Consider the following 19,013-nt stretch of genomic DNA (forward strand, 5'->3'; position numbering starts at 1 on the left):
AAGCCCGAAAAAAACGCCGGATGACGAGATTGTTGCATCGGGTCAGACGTCGTCGATAACAACAGGGGCGGCCATCGCCGCCCCTGTTTATTTATAAAGACCGCGCAGTAGCTTATGCACGAACTCCGGCACCACTTCACTCGCCAGGCCGTAATGCCGCTCGGCAAACTCGTTACCCACCTGGCTCGGCTCCAGGTTCAGCTCAACGGTATGCGCGCCCTGCAGTCTGGCTTCGTGAACAAAGCCCGCCGCCGGATAGACGTGGCCCGAGGTGCCGATAGCGATAAAATAGTCGGCCTGTTCCAGCGCCTGATAAATCTGCTCCATGCCCAGCGGCATCTCACCAAACCAGACCACATGCGGTCGGAGTGCGGAGGGAAACTGGCAGCAGGTGCAGCGATCGTCAGGAGTGATATCGTCGCTCCACTCAATCACCTGGCCGCTGGTCACACAGCGCACTTTTAACAGCTCGCCGTGCATATGCAGCACCCGGCTGTTTCCGGCGCGCTCATGCAGGTTGTCGATGTTCTGCGTGACCAGCAGAAAATTATCGCCTAACACCTGCTCCAGCTCCGCCAGCGCCAGATGGGCCGCGTTGGGCTGAATCTCTGCCTGCTGCAGCTGCTGACGGCGCGCATTGTAGAAGCGCTGCACCAGCGCGGGATCGCGCTGAAAGCCTTCCGGTGTCGCCACATCTTCTACGTGATGCTCTTCCCACAGACCGTCAGCCGCGCGAAATGTACGAATGCCGGACTCGGCGGAAATACCTGCGCCGGTCAGGATCACCACATGCGGCAGAGGGTGGGCGGCCAGTTCGGCCTGACGATCGCGCTCAAATATGCGCTGACGAAAGCGCTGATGCACTTTTCGCCGGGTTTTCTTCAGGCGGGCAAGTCGTATGCGGCGACGTGGTGTTCGCATAAAATCTCCTGGCGTAGCAGCTGCGGCGAGCTGCTCTGAACAGATTCCGGGTAAACATCACCCGATAGTAACGGTTGCCGGGGGCAGAACCCCATAGCAAAGGTCTTAAACAAAAGCGGCGCGATAATCACTCGCGCCGCATTGTGCTACTGACCGCTTAAAACCCGAGCCGGGTCAATGCGGCTGGCGCGTCTGGCGGGATACCAGCTCGCCAGCAGACTCAACAGAATCGCAGTAATCAGTACTGAGAACACATCAATCCAGTGCAGTTCCGACGGCAGAAAGTCGATGAAGTAAATATCGCCCGCCAGCAGATGATGACCGGTGATCGACTCCAGTCCGCGCACCAGTTTCGTCAGATTCAGCGCCACCAGCACGCCCGCGACCACGCCGCTGACGCTGCCCAGCAGGCCTGCCAGCAGCCCGTACCAGATAAAGATGGCACGGATCAGCCGGTCTTTGGCACCCAGGGTACGCAGGACCGCAATGTCGCTGCTCTTATCTTTCACCGCCATCACCAGCGTGGAGACGATGTTGAAGCAGGCGACGCCAATCACCAGTACCATCGCCAGATACATAATGGCGCGGATCATCTGAATGTCGCGGTACATGTAGCCGTAAGTGCCGATCCAGCTCTTAATGTAGACGTAAGAGCGGGTCGCCTCACCGGCCTCGCGCACCAGCTTAACGGCCTGGAACGGGTCGGTCATCTTCAGGGCGATGCCGGAGACGCTCTCCCCCATCTCCAGATAGTGCTGGGCATCAGCCAGCGGCACCAGCGCCAGGCTGTGATCGAGCATACCGCTGAGTTGCAGGATGCCGCTCACCTGCAGCCGGATGCGTTTTGGCTGCAGCAGTTTATTATCACCATCGTTATTCGGGATCATGATGGTGATCCAGTCGCCCTGCTTCACATTCAGCGATTTGGCAATACCGCCGCCGAGGATGATCTGCTGTTTACCGGCGGCAAAGGAGGACCAGGCGTTGTCTGCCACAAACTGCGGCAGCGCGCTCAGGCGCGGCTCCTGAGCCGGATCGACGCCCTTGACCTGCAGCGCTTCCAGCCGGGCTCCGCTCTCAATCAGGCCGGTAAAGTTAACGTAGGGGGCGGCGGCCGCAATGCCGGGTACCTTTTCAATCGGGGCGATCATCAATTGCCAGTGCTGAAACGGCTGATTCACCGCCTCGATCTCACCGTGCGGCACCACTGCCAGAATGCGGTTATTCAGTTCACGCTCAAAGCCGTTCATGGCGCTCAGACCGATAATCAGTACCGCCACGCCCAGGGCAATACCGATGGTGGAGATCACCGAAATCAGCGACACCATGCCGCCCCGGCGGCGTCCGCGGCTGAAGCGCAGGCCCAGTAACAGGGATAACGATGAACCCATTACACCGCTCCTGCCAGGGTGAGCCGATCGCTTAACTGCCCGTCACGCATCTCCATCTGACGCGTCATGCGTTTTGCCAGCATCAGATCGTGGGTCACCACCAGAAAGGCGGTGCCCTGACGGACGTTCAGTTCGCCCAGCAGTTCAAAAATGGCGTCGGCGTTGCGCGCATCGAGGTTGCCGGTGGGCTCATCCGCCATCACCAGCCGGGGACGGTTGACCAGCGCACGGGCAATCGCCACACGCTGACGCTCGCCGCCGGAAAGCTCAGACGGCCGGTGCGCGGCGCGATGGTCCAGCCCGACCGCGGCCAGCATTTCACGGGCGCGATCCTGCGCTTCCGCTTTTGCGGTTTTGCCAATCAGCAGCGGCATCGCCACATTCTCCAGCGCGCTGAAGTCCGGCAGCAGATGATGGAACTGATAAATAAAGCCCAGCTCGCGGTTGCGCAGTTCGGCTTTGGCCGGGGAGGACATCGCATTGAGTGACTGGCCGTCGAAGACCACATCGCCAGAGGTTGGCGCATCCAGGCCGCCGAGCAGATGCAGCAGCGTACTCTTACCGGAACCGGAGCTGCCGACAATCGCCATCAGTTCACCCGGCTGGAGGCTGAAAGCCACGTTGCGCAGCACATCGGTCTGCACGCTGCCTTCCTGATAGCGTTTGCACAGGTCGCGACACTGCAACAAAGGAGAGTTACTCATAACGTAAAGCCTCAGCGGGTTGAACGGCGGCAGCGCGCCATGAAGGATAAAGCGTAGACAGCAGAGCCACGATCATCGCGCTGAGGGCGATGGTCACCACCTGCCACGGATTAATATCGACCGGCAATGCTGCGCCATCCAGGAACAGGCCAATGACCGGCATTAAGGTGTTGAGCTGGCTGGCGAGCAGCACGCCCAGCAGGGTGCCGAGCAGCGTGCCGATAATACCGGCGCTGGCTCCCTGAACCATAAACACCGCCACAATCTGCCGGCGCGTCAGGCCCTGGGTTTGCAGGATCGCCACTTCGCCCTGCTTCTCCATGATCAGTAGGCCCAGCGACGTAATAATGTTAAAGGCGGCGACGGCGATGATCAGGCTCAGCAGCAGGCCCATCATGTTCTTCTCCATCCGCACCGCCTGGAAGAGATCGCCTTTGCGCTCGCGCCAGTCTTTCCAGACCAGGCCCGCCGGCAGCGTCTGCTGGCTCAGGCTGTCAACCTCAAGCGGTTTGTCGAGCCAGAGTCGCCAGCCGGTGATATTCCCGGCCGGATAGCGCATGACACGCGACGCATCCTGAAGATTGACCAGGATCTGATAACCATCGACTTCGCTGTTGGCAGCATAGGTGCCCACCACGGTAAACAGGCGCTGGCTCGGCACGCGGCCCATCGGCGTAAACTGGCTGACCGACGGCACCATCAGACGCAGCTGGTCGCCGCGTTTAACGCCCAGCTGAGAGGCCAGCTGTTCCCCGAGGATGACATTGTACTGCCCGGCCTGCAGGACGCGCTGATCGGTGTTGACCAGAAACGGCGTCAGCGGATCTTTCTCATCCGGCGCGATACCGAGCATCACCCCAACCGAGACGCTGTGCGGGCTTTGCAACACCACATTCGCCGTGGTCAGCGGTGCAATACGGCTGACCCCGTTGAGGTTGAGGGAACGGGCGGGTTGCTGTTGCGGATTAATGCTGCCTTTGTCGCTGGTGATCAGCGCCTGAGGCATCAGGCCAAGAATATTGCCTTCGAGTTCACGCTCAAATCCGTTCATGACCGATAACACGGTCACCATCGCCAGCACGCCGAGCGTAATGCCAATCGTTGAGAGCCAGGAGACAAAGCGACCGAAGCGATCCGATGCTCGTCCGCGCATGTAACGCAGACCGATAAATAGCGCGACAGGTTGATACATGGAATCCAGTAAGCCGTTGCCTGAAAATAGGTAGTGGGATGATAAAGGAGAGGCTGGCTTTATGAAACCTCTAACCCTCTGAGTCGGCAGCAAAGTTGCATCAGAATGCGTCACATTCCCTGCCAAAGCCGGGGAATAGAGCATAAAGCCGCCGCTTATTGGCTGATTATCCGCCACCGCAGAGGGTAGACTACAATCAGTAACAGGATAAGAAGCGAGGTTATCGCCCGGCCACAGAGGTAGCGACCATGTTCAGATTTCCCAAAGGCAGCATCGTGAAACATCAATCCGGGGAGATCCGGGGCGAGATTATCAACGTCTTTGAGCAGGGAGCGGCATCGGCTGGCTACTACGTAAAGTGGGACGACGGCAACCTCAGTTTTCATCCTGAGCAGGAGTTATCCTGGGCGAATATCGACCGCCCACGCATGCATTACACACAGCAATCCATAAAATAACTGCCCGTTTAACCCCGTCGCTGCATGGCGACGGTGGTTTTTTCCGATCCCCCCGCCCGACTCCGTCTATTCTCTTTTTAGCCGCTGCATTACCGCTGACACCCGGTAAGCACTGCCCGATTCGGGTTGAGCACGGTGCGGCAGGAAAATTGTGCCGCAAAGGTGATCCCCCTGACATAATATGGAATGATTACGTCCTGGAAAAATGGAGCAACCCCGAGATCCCATGCCCGAACAGACTCGTTATACCCTGCCCGTTAAATCCGGCGATCACCGGCAGCTTGGTCAGCTTATCGGCGCTGCGCACGCGGTAGAGTGTGCCAGCATTACCGAGCGACATGCCGGTCCGGTGTTGATGATTACGCCCGATACCCAAACCGCCCTGCGTCTGCTGGATGAAATCCGCCAGTTTACCGATCTGCCAGTGGCCCATCTCGCCGACTGGGAAACGCTGCCCTACGACAGCTTTTCACCGCATCAGGATATTATCTCCTCCCGCCTGTCGACCCTTTACCAGCTGCCGGTGATGCAGCGCGGGTTGCTGATTATGCCGGTCAATACGCTAATGCAGCGCGTCTGCCCGCACAGCTTCCTGCACGGTCACGCGCTGGTGATGAAACAGGGACAAAAACTGTCGCGCGACAGGCTGCGCGACCAGCTTGAGCAGGCGGGTTACCGCCATGTCGACCAGGTGATGGAGCACGGTGAATACGCGACGCGCGGCGCCCTGCTCGACCTGTTTCCGATGGGCAGCGATCAGCCCTACCGCATCGACTTCTTCGATGATGAGATTGACAGCCTGCGTCTGTTCGACGTTGACAGTCAGCGTACGCTGGAAGCGGTGCCGGAAATCAATCTGCTGCCCGCGCATGAATTTCCCAGCGACAAGGCAGCCATTGAGCTGTTCCGCAGCCGCTGGCGCGAGATCTTCGACGTGCGCCGCGAGTCGGAGCATATCTATCAGCAGGTCAGCAAAGGCACGCTCCCGGCGGGCATCGAATACTGGCAGCCGCTGTTTTTTGAGCAGCCTCTGCCCAGCCTGTTCAGCTATCTGCCTGACAACACCCTGATTGTGAACTGCGGCGACCTGGAAGGCAGTGCCACCCGCTTCTGGCAGGATGCGGAGGCGCGTTACGAGAATCGTCGCGTCGATCCGATGCGTCCGCTGCTGGAGCCAGCCACCCTGTGGCTGCGTCCGGACGGTCTGATGGGCGAACTAAAAGCCTGGCCGCGCATCTCCATGACCAATGAGGTGCTCCCGGCAAAAGCCGCCAACACCAATCTCGGTTATATCCCGCTGCCGGATGTGGCCGTTCAGGCCCAGGCAAAAGCGCCCCTTGACCCGCTGCGTCAGTTTATCGACACCTTCAGCGGTGCCGTGGTCTTCTCGGTTGAAAGTGAGGGCCGCCGGGAAAGCCTGCAGGAGCTGCTGGCACGCATCAAACTGCGTCCTCAGCCGGTGCATCGCTTCGATGAGACCGGTGAGGATCGTTTCAGCCTGATGATCGGGGCCAGCGAACGGGGTTTTATCGACACCGTGGGGAACCGGGCGCTGATTTGCGAAAGCGATCTGCTGGGCGAACGCGTCAGTCGTCGCCGTCAGGATACCCGCCGTACCATTAACCCGGATATCCTTATCCGTAACCTGGCGGAGCTGCATCCCGGTCAGCCGGTGGTGCATCTGGAGCACGGCGTGGGCCGCTATATCGGCCTGACTACGCTGGAAGCGGGTGGCATCCAGGCGGAATACCTGATGCTCTCCTACGCGAACGACGCCAAACTTTACGTGCCGGTCTCCTCGCTGCATCTGATTAGCCGCTATGCCGGTGGGGCTGACGAAAACGCGCCGCTGCACAAACTGGGCAGCGACGCCTGGTCGCGCGCACGGCAGAAAGCCGCTGAAAAAGTGCGCGACGTAGCGGCGGAGCTGCTGGACATCTATGCGCAGCGCGCCGCCAAAACCGGTTTTGCCTTTAAGCATGACCGTGAACAGTATCAGCTGTTCTGCGAAAGCTTCCCGTTTGAGACCACCCCCGATCAGGCTCAGGCCATCAACGCGGTGCTGAGCGATATGTGTCAGCCGCTGGCGATGGACCGCCTGGTATGCGGTGATGTGGGCTTCGGTAAAACGGAAGTGGCCATGCGCGCCGCGTTTCTGGCTATTGAGAACCACAAGCAGGTTGCCGTGCTGGTGCCGACTACCCTGCTGGCGCAGCAGCACTACGATAACTTCCGCGATCGCTTCGCCAACTGGCCGGTGCGCATTGAGATGCTGTCCCGCTTCCGCACCGCGAAAGAGCAGGCGCAGGTGCTGGAGCAGGCCAGCGAGGGCAAAATCGACATCCTGATCGGCACGCATAAGCTGCTGATGAGCGATCTGAAATGGCACGATCTCGGTCTGCTGATTGTCGATGAGGAGCACCGTTTCGGGGTGCGTCACAAAGAGCGCATTAAGGCGATGCGGGCCGACGTGGACATTCTGACCCTGACCGCCACGCCTATTCCGCGTACCCTGAATATGGCGATGAGCGGCATGCGCGATCTCTCCATTATCGCCACACCGCCTGCCCGCCGCTTAGCGGTGAAAACCTTTGTGCGCGAATATGATGATCTGGTGATCCGCGAAGCGATCCTGCGTGAGATTCTGCGTGGCGGCCAGGTCTACTACCTCTACAACGATGTCGAAAATATTGAGAAAGCGGCACAGCGTCTTAGCGAACTGGTGCCGGAGGCGCGGGTAGCGATCGGCCACGGGCAGATGCGTGAGCGTGAGCTGGAACGGGTGATGAACGATTTCCATCATCAGCGTTTCAACGTGCTGGTCTGCACCACCATTATCGAAACCGGGATCGATATTCCGACCGCTAACACCATCATCATCGAGCGGGCCGACCACTTTGGCCTGGCGCAGCTGCATCAGTTGCGCGGCCGCGTCGGGCGTTCGCACCATCAGGCTTATGCCTGGCTGTTAACGCCACATCCGAAGGCGATGACCACCGACGCGCATAAGCGACTGGAAGCGATCGCCTCGCTGGAAGATCTGGGGGCCGGTTTTGCGCTGGCCACGCACGATCTGGAGATCCGCGGGGCTGGCGAACTGCTGGGTGATGAGCAGAGCGGGCAGATGGAGACGCTGGGCTTCACGCTCTATATGGAGCTGCTGGAGAACGCCGTCGATGCGCTGAAAGCGGGGCGTGAACCTTCACTGGAGGATCTCACCAGCAATCAGACCGAGGTAGAACTGCGGATGCCCGCGCTGCTGCCGGAGACCTTTATACCGGATGTCAGCACCCGTCTGTCGCTCTATAAGCGCATCGCCAGCGCGGAAGCGGAAGAGGAGCTGCAGGAGCTGAAAGTGGAGATGATCGACCGCTTTGGCCTGCTGCCCGATCCGGCGCGCAATCTGCTGGATGTCGCTATCATCAGGCTGAAGGCCCGCGCGGTGGGGCTGCGCAAGATTGAAGCCAGCGATAAAGGCGGCTATTTCGATTTTGCGCCGCAGAACAAGGTGGATCCGGCCTGGCTGATCAGCCTGCTGCAGAAAGAGCCTCAGCAGTGGAAGCTGGATGGCCCGACACGGCTCCGGTTTACGCGTGAGCTGACGGAAAGAAAGATTCGTATGGATTGGGTGCAGAGCTTCGTTTCACAACTGGCTGAGCATCAGGCGTAACCGGTTCTTCCGCGCCTCGCCCGTTTTCCGGCGAGGCGCGCAGAACGCCATGAAAAAAGGCGCATCCTGAGATGCGCCTTTTTTATTACGTCGTGCTGTGTGGCCGCGAGTGCGGCAAAGCTTTGCCCAATTACGCCTGGTCGCCGTTAAGGATCAGCTGACCATTGCGGTCCAGTGGAATACGGGTGCCGGGATCATTTTCCATACGGATTTTGCCCTGCTGGTCGCCTATTTTATAGGTCACGTCATATCCCAGTTGTTTCTCTTGTTTGTCGTAAACTGTTTTGCAGCGCTGCTCGGTTGTGGTGTAGGTATCCCGATCCTGCAGTCCGCCCTGGACCTGATTACCGGCATAACCGCCCGCTAACGCACCTGCGACGGTTGCCACGTCCCTGCCGTGTCCGCCACCAAACTGGTGACCTAACACGCCCCCGGCTACTGCACCTAACACCGAGCCAGCAATACGGTTCTCATCCTGAACCGCCCGGCGATGCGTCAGCGTGACGTTTCGGCACTCCTGACGTGGCTGTGTGATGCTCTCTTTGATTGGCGTTGCAGCCAGTACCTGAGCGTATTGAGGACCGCGATCAAACACGTTCATGCCTGCTACGGCGGCAACACCCAGTGCTGCTGCCACACCAATACCGATACCCGCTAACATTGATTTATTCACAGGAAGTCCTCCTGAAAAGTGTTACCGCGCATTCCTGCCGTAAAGCATCCTCGTTAACTGAGGCATAACCGACGTGCGCGACTCGCCGTGTTTGTTGGGATGAAGTTTTACAGATGGACCGAAATTGCAACATCAGATAAATGGAGGAAATCGGTCACTTTGCTTTCAGGACCAGTTTTTAGGAGAGTTCTGAGGAGAGAAAAGCAGCAGTATCCGCTTTTACAGGCTATGGATAAATTCATTTAAATCAATGGGATAACAGAAACCACCCTGCACGCTGTCAGGCACTGGCGTTATCCGGTAATACAGGGCGCGCGTCTGGCGTCTGAACGTTGTTTATCGGGGTGAATGTGGAATAACCCCGGCCAGAGGACCGGGGTCAGAGAACCAAAGGTGGCTCAGAAACGGTAGCCGATACCGATGTTGAAACCATTGATGGCAAAATCATCGCTGTATTTCACGCGAGTGCCTTCATAACCGATATTAATGGACAGCGTACTGATTGGATTAATGACGACACCTGCACCGTAAGCAAACGACGTTTTGCTTTCACTGTAGTGTCCCGCATAGTTGCCATAAGGCGTCCGGTACGAATCTTTCCCGTCTACCTTAGTACGTGCCACTCCCAGTAATCCATACAAGCTGACATAGTCATTAATACGATAGGCTGGACCCGCCATCAGAGAATAATATTTTGCTTCTACTTTTTGATGATATTCTGCGGTGCCGTCCGTGAAATAATCCAGTTCGGAATAACTGTCATCCCCTTTCAGGTAGCTGAATGAACCAATAACGCTGAGAGGCGAGTCCCACTCATAGCGATACTGAACGTTAACGCCGCGTAGGTTTATAAAATCTTCGACTTTACTCTGTGCGTAGCCGACCGAGACGGTGTGGTTATTTGCCAGCGCATTACTGCCTGCTAACAGGCCTGCGCAGAGCACTGCCATAATTGAGAGTTTGCTTTTCATTTAAATGATCCTTTTAATAATTTTATAAATTATTTCCCTGCGCTTAGCGCAGGACTTCATTCCCTGAATCACCCACATCTGACGGAAAGAGGATGCTGCATGTCTGACCGCCTGTGTCGGACAGGAATTTCTTTACACGCTCCGCGTATGACGCTGTACATGATCGGATGCCTTTCATGTAAACAGATATGCCATTATTTAATGATTAAAATCTGGAAAAAACAACCTGGCGCGCGCATTGAGTCAAGCTTATATAACCCTCAAAAAGAAACGCAAGTTATGAATATATTAATCATCACGCGATGGAGTAACTTTTTATCTAAATTATGTTTTTAACAGCATGCACAGAAAACGCGTCATGGCATTATTCACTTACATACTCCATTACCTTTTTATTACCGCATGCCAGCCTGACTGCAGTATCTGTCGCAGCGGGCATTTCCTCAGGATATCTTCTCTGATAAAGCGGCTGCATATTTCCGGCCACCTCTGCATCTGACCTTCGCGGGTCAGTTTATAAAAAGCAAAAAAAAGCCCCCTGCCATGAGGGGGCTGATAGCAAAACGGTACTCGCCTGTGGCGAATCAGTGCAGCTTAAGCCGCGGACGGATCACCCGGTTGATGCTGCCGACCAGCATCATCAGGCCGGTTTTAAAGTAGCCGTGCAGTGCGATCTGGTGCATACGATAGAGAGAGATGTAGACAAAGCGCGCAATGCGCCCTTCCACCATCATGGACCCGCGCATCAGGTTGCCCATCAGGCTGCCGACGGTACTGAAGCGGGAAAGCGATACCAGCGAGCCATGATCTTTATAGACATAGGCTTTCAGCGGTTTACCGTGACGCTGCGCCAGGATATTTTCCATCGCGCGTGAAGCCATCTGGTGCGCCGACTGAGCACGCGGCGGGACAAATCCGCCACCCGGCAGGGCGCATGAGGCGCAGTCGCCAATCGCATAGATGTCATCATCCAGCGTGGTCTGCAGCGTCTCTTTCACCACCAGCTGATTGATACGGTTCGTTTCCAGTCCGCCAATCTCTTTCAGGAAGTCTGGTGCTTTGATGCCCGCCGCCCAGACCATCAGATCGGCTTCGATAAACTCACCGCCTTTGGTGTTAAGACCGTTGCGCTCGGCACTGGTCACCATGGTCTGTGTCAGCACCCGCACGCCCAGCTTGGTCAGCTCCTGATGGGCGGCGGCAGAGATGCGCGGTGGCAGTGCAGGCAGAATGCGCTCGCCCGCTTCAACCAGCGTCACGTTCAGCGCTTCGCGTCCCAGACCTTTAAATCCGTAGCTGTGCAGCTGTTTCACCGCGTTGTGCAGTTCGGCTGAGAGCTCAACGCCCGTTGCGCCGCCGCCCACAATGGCGATATTCACTTTCTCGACCTTGCCTTCGCTGGCAGAGAACTTCAGAAACAGGTTGAGCATCTCATTATGGAAACGACGCGCCTGATGCGGGTTATCCAGGAAGATACAGTGATCTTTCACGCCAGGCGTGCCGAAGTCATTGGAGGTGCTGCCCAGCGCCATAACCAGCTGGTCATAGGCCACTTCGCGCTGTGGCACCAGCACTTCACCGTGCGCATCAAGCACTTCGGCCAGGCGGATCACTTTACGGCTGCGATCAATATCGGTGAGCGATCCCAGCTGGAACTCGAAACCGTGATTGCGGGCATGGGCCAGATAGCTCAGTGCATCAATGCCTTCGTCCATCGAGCCGGTCGCCACTTCATGCAGCAGCGGCTTCCACAAATGACTGTGGTTGCGATCGACCAGAATAATCTCGGCCTTCTTTTTACGGCCCAGTTTATGGCCCAGCTGCGTCGCCATTTCCAGGCCGCCTGCTCCCCCGCCGACGATAACAATTTTCTTAACAGATGTAGTCAACAAAGACCCCCTCAAATTGTGAACCAAAAGTTAACTGAAGGTTAAATTAAACCTTAATAAACATAGGGTTGGCGAAGTTAAAAATCGCAATCTGCTGGCAGAATAGCATGGCAGGAAGAGGAGGACATAAGAATATTGATATACATCAAAGAAGACGAATAAAACTCAGAGAATTACGCAATGAAAACAGGCACCCCATGGTGCCTGCTCTGCTTAACCTGCTGTTTTAAAGGCTTTTATCCGCTGAAGGTGTGGGGATATATTTTTGAATTTGTGCCCTTCCGTTTCGTCCCAGACAATCTGATAAAAGGGATGCAGCTCACTGGCGATGCGCTGCGTATCCAGCGCCTCATCCTGACGGGAAAGAAAAGTCAGGCAGCGATCGCGGTTACGCTCGCGAAAGTCACTGACGCATTTCGTGGCGATATCCTGATACTCCTCTGGCCGGTCGATCTTCCCCTCCATGTTCTCCTGCGGGAAAAGGTTAGGGTTGAAGATCGCCTGCCGGATGCCACATAAAAATCCGATGCGTTCTGACCAGTAGCCGCCCAGCCCGACCCCGCAAATCAGCGGACGGTCATCGTCGGACAGGGTCAGCATTTTGTCCGTCTCTTTCAGCAGAAACTGCATGTCATGTTTAGGATGGCGGGTGCTGTAACTGATCAACCTGACGTCAGGGTCGATAAACTGCAGTTGCAGCACTTTTTCGTGATTGCCTGGACTGTTTGAATCAAAACCGTGCAGATAGATGATCATGTTAATCCTCAAGGTATCGATAGCGCCGGGCAATCCCTCCTTACCACGACGCTTTATGAGCCAGCCAGCGTTCCTGAAGTGCACTCAGTTGCCGGGCATTCTCTTTCCAGCGAGACGTTGCCTGCAGCGCATCGCGGGTCAATCTGCCCTGATGATACAGCTGCGTAACCCGCTCTGACCCGACCGGGATCAGGTTATCGAGCACACTGATAGCCCCCTGACGCTGATTACAGACCAGAATCATGTCGCAACCGGCAGAGAGAGACTGCTGTGCCCGCTCAGGATAGCTGCCCATGACCGCGGCGCCCTCCATCGAGAGATCGTCGGAGAAAATCACCCCGTTGAAGCCCAGCTGCTCGCGCAGGACGGTTTTCAGCCAGTAAGGCGAACCACTGGCAGGCAGCGGGTCCACGTCGGTGTAGATGACATGCGCGGGCATAATGGCATCCAGCGCCTGCTCGGTTATCAGCTGGCTGAAGATCGCCATGTCATGTTCACGCAGCGTTTTTTCATCGCGCGGATCGCGCGGGGTCTCTTTGTGCGAATCGGCACTGACCGCACCATGCCCCGGAAAATGTTTCCCGGTGGTTTTCATGCCCGCTTCATGCATCCCGGCGATAAAACGACGGGCGACGGCAAGCGCAATAGCCGGATCGTCATGGAAAGCGCGGTCGCCAATCGCGGCGCTGATATGACCCACATCAAGCACCGGCGCGAAGCTGATGTCGATGTCCATCGCGATCATCTCTGCCGCCATCTGCCACCCTGCCTGCTGTGCCATCTCACCGGCGCGCTCTGCGTCGTGAAGGGCGGCAAAAGATTGCATGGCGGGCAGCTGGGTGAAGCCGTCGCGGAATCGCTGCACGCGCCCCCCCTCCTGATCCACCGCAACCACCAGCCGGGTGTGAGAGGCGGCGCGAATCTGGCGCACCAGCTCGGCCAGCTGAGCGGGATCGTGATAATTGCGGGCAAATAATATCAAACCGCCGACCAGCGGATGCTGCAGGATGTCGCGCTCTTCGCCATCCAGTTCATAACCCTCAACGTCGAGCATCAGTGGGCCGGGTAAATGTGATTTCATAACCTGAATCCTGTAGCGTTACGCCTCTGCGTGACGCGATTAAATCTGTTGCCAGCTCTGTCGAGCCATCTGTTGTAGTGCTTCATCGTCACACTGAGCGGCACGGAGCTGATACCAGCTGGCTATCAGTAACCGCAGCCAGGGCTGCCAGCGTCTGACCTGCTTTACCAGGGCATCAGGCGGCAGCCGCATTGCCGCAGCATAGTCGGCCAGCCAGTCAGCCTGGTTTTGCGGATCGCTGGCGCAGAGTGCGGCCAGCTCCAGCGCCACATCACCATCCGCGGCATACTCCCAGTCAATCAGATGCAGCCCTGTCTCACCCTGGATAATATTCCCGGCATGCACGTCCATGTGCAGCGGTGCCAGCCTCAGCGGCTGAGGTTCGCCCTGCTGGGTCAGCCGCCGGAGCGCCCGCAGCCAGCGATGATTGCGCTGAGCAACCTGCTGCCAGTACCGCCAGAGCAGCGGCAGCAGCGACAGACGGTAGCCGGTCAGCGGCTGCTGGTGCAGCTGTTGCAGCAGAGTGACAATCTGCGGACGCTGCTGGCTGAAGCGCTGTTCATCCAGCGCCTCACCAGGACACCAGCTCAGCACATTCCCCTGCCGGTGGCCTGCAACGGGCTGAGGGGCCACTCCGCTGGCGCGCAGTTTTCGTAACAGACGAAACTCACGCTGCCGGTCAACAAAGGGAATCGGCGGCTGAGGTGCCGCCCGCGCGATGAAGAGACCACGCGGGCTGACGATTTTCTGACTGTGCCCGGTCAGCCCGGCGAGCGGAAGCGATGTCGTCCTCTCTGGCTCGCCGGTGACCTGATGAATCATCCGCGAAAATGCGGAATCAATGCTGTGCAATGCCGTTGCCAGACCAGATGATTTCGCCGGTCTGCACCAGCATCAGCTGCATCTGCAGGGTCGGCGCTTTCACATCGCCGCGTGCATTGCTGTAAAGCACATACTGCGCGTTAACATTGCGTGCCAGGCCAATCGCTTTACTGCGCGAGTTCAGGCTGTCATCCGGCGACAAACCCAGCGCCTGCTTGGCCTGTGCCAGTTGATCGGCTGAAACCAGAGTGAATTTGCCGTTGTTGTTCAGCGCATTCTGGATCGCCGCTGTGGCTTTCTCGCTTTGCAGCGATCCGTTGGTGCTGTTTTTAATCCGATCCACCAGCAGCACGCTGCCTGGCTCGGCGCTGGTCGCCTGGAGCATCTGCGCCACCAGCGGCTGAACGCTGGCGTCCCAGTTGATCGTCACCAGCTTCGGTGGCTGCGGCACCGGCTGTGGCTGCGGTTGCGGCACCGGTTCAGGTTGCGGAACAGGCTGCACCGGCTCAGAAGGCTGGGTCGGTTCAACCGTGGCGGGCTGCTGCTGCTTCACGACACAGCCGGTGAGAATGAGCGCCATCAGGAGCGCTCCGGTACGATTAATACTGCGTATCACGTCGAAAATCCTTAAAGATAGAGATAGAGACGAACCTTGCTGGCAGTCAGGTTACCCAGTTGCGATGTGGCGACAATGCTCCCCTGTGCCGGAACGGTGACGGTCTGCGCCGGTTCCTGCGGGGTGATTTCCAGCCCCTTGTCGTCATACCAGTAGTAACGATAGTGCACAATGACCGGGGTTTCGCGCTGATTATAGAGCACGCTGGTGGCGCGTTTCAGTCCATCGTTCTCATCCAGCCTCGGCTCATCGGTGATGATCCCTGCCGACAGCACAGAGGACTCCATCACCAGCGACTGCGAGGTATTGATCATCGGTTTATCACTGCTACAGGCCGTCAGGCAGAGCAGGATCGGCAGGCCAGTCAGCCAGGATCGCATAGCACGTTTCCGTTGTCAGTTCAGTTTGAAAGCATCGGGCCCAGCGGTTCGCCACCCAGCAGATGCATGTGAATATGATAAACCTCCTGACCCCCATGTTGATTGCAGTTCACAATCAGCCGATAACCATTCTGATCGATGCCTTCCTGACGGGCGATTTTCGCCGCGGTGGTGAACATGCGGCCCAGCGCATGCTCATGCGCCGCTTCCGCCTCGTTAACCGTCGGGATCAGTACATTCGGCACGATCAGGATATGGGTCGGGGCTTTGGGCGAAATGTCGCGGAAGGCAGTGACCAGCTCATCCTGATAAACCACATCAGCGGGGATTTCGCGGCGGATAATTTTACTAAAAATGGTTTCTTCAGCCATGGTGCAATTCCTTTAGCATGAGTCGTAATCAAGCAGTATGAGGGAGAAATTTGTTTTCTTTCAACCTCGGTGCCACTTTTCTTGTTTTGTTAGCCTGCCTTTGTAGCAGCGCGCTATCTTCCTGGCCAGTATGCCGTTTTGCTGGTCCTGCTGACCACCGCCTCATTATAAAAATGAAACGCTGTTTCATAAATAAGAGTTTCGCCCCCCTTTTCTTCATCTGGTTGCCATTCTGGCGCCATCCCTTGCCAAATCGCGAAGGTTTACCCCTCCGGTCAGTTCTACTTTGCTAACCAGTCCGGTTGAGATGTCCGGCGTCACCAGAGTTAACCGCCATACAACCTCAAGGAGCCTCTGCTATGCGCTCACGTAAAATTGGTCCGGGCCACTATCTGGCCTATGGTTCTGGAGATTTTCTTGGAGCCGGCACGACGGCACTGACTGCCGCCTGGTTGCTCTATTTTTACACCACCTTTTGTGGATTGACCCCGATTCAGGCCACCCTGATTTTCGCCGCCGCCCGCGTTCTGGATGCGATAGTCAGTCCGCTGATGGGGTTTATCACCGATAACTTCGGCTCTACCCGACTGGGTAAACGCTTTGGCCGCCGCAAATTCTTTATCCTGCTCGGCATTCCCGCGGTGTTCAGTTACAGCCTGATGTGGGTCAGCGACATGAGTTTCTGGTGGTATCTCTCCACTTATCTGCTGTTTGACATCGTCTACACCATGATCCTGGTGCCTTATGAAACGCTGGTCCCGGAAATGACGGACGATTTCCGCCAAAAAACGCACTTCTCCGGTGCACGCATCGGGCTGGCACAGCTGTCGGCCATACTGGCAGCGTTTTTGCCTGGCCTTTTGCTGGGCTGGCTGGGAAAAGATAACCCTCTCTCCTTTTTCTACGCCAGTCTGGTCTTCTCCGTCATCTGTGCGCTGGTGCTGACACTGGTGTGGTGTTTTACCTGGGAGCGTCATCCTGATGATTTTTCCGCGGAGTCGCGCCGGGCCGGGCTGGAAAAACAGCAACTGACGCTCCGGCAGAGCCTGAAACGGCTCTATGTGGAGCTGGCTTCTACCCTGCGCATCCGCATCTTCCGCCAGCACCTGGGCATGTATCTCGGTGGCTATATCGCTCAGGATATCTTTAACGCCGTCTTTACCTGGTATGTGGTATTTGTGCTGATGCAGAGCGCCCAGGTCGCCTCAAGCCTGATGGGCACGATGGCGGTGCTGCAGTTCATCGCGGTAATGGTGATGATCCCGCTTTGCATCCGTCTTGGTCCTGCGCCTGCCTACCGTATGGTAGCCCTCCTGTTCGCCCTGGCAGCGCTCTCCTATGCCGGATTGTGGTATGCCGGCCTGAACGACAACATGTCACTGCTGCTCGCCGTCTCTGCCCTGGCTGGGCTGGGACGTGGCGGCATCAATTATGTGCCGTGGAACACCTACACCTATATCGCCGACGTGGATGAGGTGATCACCGGTCAGCGACGGGAAGGGATTTTTGCCGGCATCATGACGCTGACGCGGAAAGCGTCGCAGGCGGGTGCGGTGATGCTGGTTGGCATCATTCTGCAACTCTCGGGCTTTGTCTCAGGTCAGTCGACGCAGTTACCCGGGGTCAGCCACACCATCCTGGCGATTCTGAGCATCGGCACCGTCGCCGTTCTGGCCTGCGGCTTTATGGTGTCACTGCGCTTCAGGCTGAATCTGCAGACCCATACTGTGCTGCGTCAGGAGACGCAGAAAATGCGTGAAGCGGGCCGTATCGTGCCGGAAAGTATCACCCCGGACGCGCGCAGGATCGTTGAAACGCTGGCGGGCATGCCCTATGAGAATCTGTGGGGTAACAATAATATTGGCTTTCTCAATCGCAACAAGCCCGCTCCCGGCAAACTCCCGGCCCCCTCTCTGATCTCCCCTTCTTTAAACCCGACCTTAAACAGGAATAAATCATGATGCTCTTTCCCGTTAAACAGAGTCCGCTGCTGCGCCAGCCTGAGTATCTGCTGCCACGCCGTGAACTGGTACAGCTGATTGAGAAGCTGACACAAAATCTGATTAACATCACCGACGAAACCGGCGAATTTTTGCTGCGGCTGGATGATGGCCGGGTGATTGATACCAAAGGCTGGGCAGGCTGGGAGTGGACTCACGGCATTGGTCTCTATGGGATGCTGCACTACTACCAGCAGACCGGTGATGAGCAGACGCTGTCGATTATCGATACGTGGTTTTCGCAGCGGCTGGCGGAAGGCACGCCGACCAAAAATGTCAATACGGTCTGTCCTTTTCTGACTCTGGCCTATCGCTATGAGGAGACCGGTAATCCGGTCTGGAAGCCGGTACTTGAGCGCTGGGCGGAATGGGTCATGTATGAGATGCCGCGCACCGAACAGGGTGGCCTGCAGCACATTGTCTATAACAGCGAAAACAGGCAGCAACTCTGGGACGATACGCTCATGATGAGCGTGATGGCGCTGGCCAAAATCGGGCAGCTGCTGAAGCGCGACGCGTGGATTGAGGAAGCGGTTTATCAGTTCCTGCTTCATACCCAGTATCTGATGGATCGCGGGACCGGCTTGTGGTTTCACGGCTGGAACTTTGACGGCCGCCATCACTTCGCGAATGCGCGCTGGGCCCGTGGCAACAGCTGGGTGACGATAGTGATCCCCGACTTTCTGGAGATGATGGACTGGCCTGAGCATCACGCCACCCGCCGTTTTCTGCAGCAGGTGCTGGAAAGCCAGGTCAGGGCACTCAGCGCCTGTCAGCACAGCAGTGGATTATGGCACACCCTGCTCGATGACCCACACAGTTATCCGGAAGCCTCTGCCACGGCTGGCTTTGCCTATGGGATTCTGAAAGGCGTCCGTAAGCGTTATCTGCCCGCTGAATTTCGTGAGGTCGCTGAAAAAGCACTGCGCGGTGTGATTGCCAACATTGATGACGATGGTGAGCTGAAGCAGGTTTCGTTTGGCACCGCGATGAGCAGCGATCTCGATGACTACCGTAACATTCCCCTGACCTCAATGCCGTACGGCCAGGCAATGGCGCTGCTCTGTCTGACCGAGTATCTGCGGGTTTACCTCTGAGTGGTAATAAAAAAAAAGCCC

The 19,013-nt window shown here is 57.1% G+C and carries 17 protein-coding genes; 4 read left to right on the forward strand and 13 right to left on the reverse strand.

Features of this window, described 5'->3' with window-relative positions; all coding sequences use genetic code 11:
- Positions 1–87: 87 nt before the first annotated feature.
- The 4 genes from cobB to lolC all read right to left on the reverse strand — a co-directional run bounded on the left by cobB (position 88) and on the right by lolC (position 4,208).
- The gene (gene cobB, locus HFD92_RS04185) at positions 88–921 is read right to left on the reverse strand and encodes a Sir2 family NAD+-dependent deacetylase (protein ID WP_167428380.1); all 834 of its coding nucleotides are present in this window, start codon (positions 919–921) and stop codon (positions 88–90) included.
- 146 nt (positions 922–1,067) lie between these two features.
- A complete protein-coding gene (lolE, locus tag HFD92_RS04190; RefSeq protein WP_167428381.1) occupies positions 1,068–2,312 on the reverse strand; it encodes a lipoprotein-releasing ABC transporter permease subunit LolE in 1,245 nt (414 codons plus the stop codon).
- The gene (gene lolD / locus HFD92_RS04195; protein WP_009090833.1) at positions 2,312–3,016 is read right to left on the reverse strand and encodes a lipoprotein-releasing ABC transporter ATP-binding protein LolD; all 705 of its coding nucleotides are present in this window, start codon (positions 3,014–3,016) and stop codon (positions 2,312–2,314) included. The genes lolE and lolD overlap by 1 nt, the downstream gene beginning before the upstream one ends.
- Entirely contained in the window at positions 3,009–4,208 is a 1,200-nt protein-coding gene (gene lolC / locus HFD92_RS04200; RefSeq protein WP_167428382.1) for a lipoprotein-releasing ABC transporter permease subunit LolC, read from the reverse strand. Before lolC ends, lolD begins: the two co-directional genes overlap by 8 nt.
- A 248-nt stretch (positions 4,209–4,456) precedes the next feature.
- Between lolC and HFD92_RS04205 the strand changes: the two genes are divergently transcribed.
- Together HFD92_RS04205 and mfd are read left to right on the forward strand one after the other, a co-directional pair.
- Positions 4,457–4,666, forward strand: coding sequence for a hypothetical protein (locus HFD92_RS04205; RefSeq protein WP_009090835.1), 210 nt, complete (start codon positions 4,457–4,459; stop codon positions 4,664–4,666).
- Between the two features lie 226 nt (positions 4,667–4,892).
- Positions 4,893–8,336, forward strand: coding sequence for a transcription-repair coupling factor (gene mfd, locus HFD92_RS04210; RefSeq protein WP_167428383.1), 3,444 nt, complete (start codon positions 4,893–4,895; stop codon positions 8,334–8,336).
- Positions 8,337–8,466: 130 nt separating this feature from the next.
- Here mfd and HFD92_RS04215 read toward each other — a convergent pair whose 3' ends face one another.
- The 9 genes from HFD92_RS04215 to hinT all read right to left on the reverse strand — a co-directional run bounded on the left by HFD92_RS04215 (position 8,467) and on the right by hinT (position 15,895).
- Positions 8,467–9,009 carry a glycine zipper 2TM domain-containing protein gene (locus HFD92_RS04215; RefSeq protein WP_167428384.1) on the reverse strand — a complete coding sequence of 181 codons (543 nt, stop codon included), beginning with the start codon at positions 9,007–9,009 and terminating at the stop codon, positions 8,467–8,469.
- A 398-nt stretch (positions 9,010–9,407) separates the two neighbouring features.
- Positions 9,408–9,980 carry an Ail/Lom family outer membrane beta-barrel protein gene (locus tag HFD92_RS04220; RefSeq protein WP_167428385.1) on the reverse strand — a complete coding sequence of 191 codons (573 nt, stop codon included), beginning with the start codon at positions 9,978–9,980 and terminating at the stop codon, positions 9,408–9,410.
- A 584-nt stretch (positions 9,981–10,564) separates the two neighbouring features.
- Positions 10,565–11,869 (reverse strand): NAD(P)/FAD-dependent oxidoreductase, encoded by a 1,305-nt coding sequence (locus HFD92_RS04225; RefSeq protein WP_009090841.1) that lies wholly within the window; start codon positions 11,867–11,869, stop codon positions 10,565–10,567.
- 213 nt (positions 11,870–12,082) lie between these two features.
- Positions 12,083–12,625 carry an alpha/beta hydrolase YcfP gene (gene ycfP / locus HFD92_RS04230; RefSeq protein WP_046101607.1) on the reverse strand — a complete coding sequence of 181 codons (543 nt, stop codon included), beginning with the start codon at positions 12,623–12,625 and terminating at the stop codon, positions 12,083–12,085.
- A gap of 40 nt (positions 12,626–12,665) precedes the next feature.
- Positions 12,666–13,706 (reverse strand): beta-N-acetylhexosaminidase, encoded by a 1,041-nt coding sequence (gene nagZ, locus HFD92_RS04235; RefSeq protein WP_058957492.1) that lies wholly within the window; start codon positions 13,704–13,706, stop codon positions 12,666–12,668.
- Positions 13,707–13,745: 39 nt separating this feature from the next.
- Entirely contained in the window at positions 13,746–14,528 is a 783-nt protein-coding gene (gene thiK / locus HFD92_RS04240; RefSeq protein WP_167428502.1) for a thiamine kinase, read from the reverse strand.
- A 16-nt stretch (positions 14,529–14,544) separates the two neighbouring features.
- Positions 14,545–15,144 (reverse strand): penicillin-binding protein activator LpoB, encoded by a 600-nt coding sequence (lpoB, locus tag HFD92_RS04245; RefSeq protein WP_009090848.1) that lies wholly within the window; start codon positions 15,142–15,144, stop codon positions 14,545–14,547.
- An 11-nt stretch (positions 15,145–15,155) separates the two neighbouring features.
- A complete protein-coding gene (locus tag HFD92_RS04250; RefSeq protein ID WP_111207923.1) occupies positions 15,156–15,524 on the reverse strand; it encodes a YcfL family protein in 369 nt (122 codons plus the stop codon).
- A 20-nt stretch (positions 15,525–15,544) separates the two neighbouring features.
- Positions 15,545–15,895 (reverse strand): purine nucleoside phosphoramidase, encoded by a 351-nt coding sequence (hinT, locus tag HFD92_RS04255; protein ID WP_009090851.1) that lies wholly within the window; start codon positions 15,893–15,895, stop codon positions 15,545–15,547.
- Positions 15,896–16,254: 359 nt separating this feature from the next.
- Between hinT and HFD92_RS04260 the strand changes: the two genes are divergently transcribed.
- Together HFD92_RS04260 and HFD92_RS04265 are read left to right on the forward strand one after the other, a co-directional pair.
- Complete coding sequence (locus tag HFD92_RS04260; protein ID WP_167428386.1) at positions 16,255–17,856, forward strand: MFS transporter; 1,602 nt, start codon at positions 16,255–16,257, stop codon at positions 17,854–17,856.
- On the forward strand, positions 17,853–18,992 hold the full coding sequence (locus HFD92_RS04265; protein ID WP_150029673.1) for a glycoside hydrolase family 105 protein: 1,140 nt from the start codon (positions 17,853–17,855) through the stop codon (positions 18,990–18,992). Before HFD92_RS04260 ends, HFD92_RS04265 begins: the two co-directional genes overlap by 4 nt.
- Positions 18,993–19,013 lie beyond the last annotated feature (21 nt).

This window comes from Pantoea sp. EKM101V (assembly GCF_011800325.1).
Lineage (GTDB): Bacteria > Pseudomonadota > Gammaproteobacteria > Enterobacterales > Enterobacteriaceae > Pantoea > Pantoea anthophila.

Bases quoted from the DNA above. Each gene is read 5' to 3' on its own strand.
- HFD92_RS04205 (WP_009090835.1), top strand. From the start codon at position 4,457: ATGTTCAGATTTCCCAAAGGCAGCATCGTGAAACATCAATCCGGGGAG.
- lolD (WP_009090833.1), bottom strand. From the start codon at position 3,016: ATGAGTAACTCTCCTTTGTTGCAGTGTCGCGACCTGTGCAAACGCTAT.
- HFD92_RS04250 (WP_111207923.1), bottom strand. From the start codon at position 15,524: ATGCGATCCTGGCTGACTGGCCTGCCGATCCTGCTCTGCCTGACGGCC.
- ycfP (WP_046101607.1), bottom strand. From the start codon at position 12,625: ATGATCATCTATCTGCACGGTTTTGATTCAAACAGTCCAGGCAATCAC.
- HFD92_RS04220 (WP_167428385.1), bottom strand. From the start codon at position 9,980: ATGAAAAGCAAACTCTCAATTATGGCAGTGCTCTGCGCAGGCCTGTTA.
- cobB (WP_167428380.1), bottom strand. From the start codon at position 921: ATGCGAACACCACGTCGCCGCATACGACTTGCCCGCCTGAAGAAAACC.
- HFD92_RS04260 (WP_167428386.1), top strand. From the start codon at position 16,255: ATGCGCTCACGTAAAATTGGTCCGGGCCACTATCTGGCCTATGGTTCT.
- lolC (WP_167428382.1), bottom strand. From the start codon at position 4,208: ATGTATCAACCTGTCGCGCTATTTATCGGTCTGCGTTACATGCGCGGA.
- mfd (WP_167428383.1), top strand. From the start codon at position 4,893: ATGCCCGAACAGACTCGTTATACCCTGCCCGTTAAATCCGGCGATCAC.
- nagZ (WP_058957492.1), bottom strand. From the start codon at position 13,706: ATGAAATCACATTTACCCGGCCCACTGATGCTCGACGTTGAGGGTTAT.
- HFD92_RS04265 (WP_150029673.1), top strand. From the start codon at position 17,853: ATGATGCTCTTTCCCGTTAAACAGAGTCCGCTGCTGCGCCAGCCTGAG.
- hinT (WP_009090851.1), bottom strand. From the start codon at position 15,895: ATGGCTGAAGAAACCATTTTTAGTAAAATTATCCGCCGCGAAATCCCC.
- lolE (WP_167428381.1), bottom strand. From the start codon at position 2,312: ATGGGTTCATCGTTATCCCTGTTACTGGGCCTGCGCTTCAGCCGCGGA.
- thiK (WP_167428502.1), bottom strand. From the start codon at position 14,528: ATGATTCATCAGGTCACCGGCGAGCCAGAGAGGACGACATCGCTTCCG.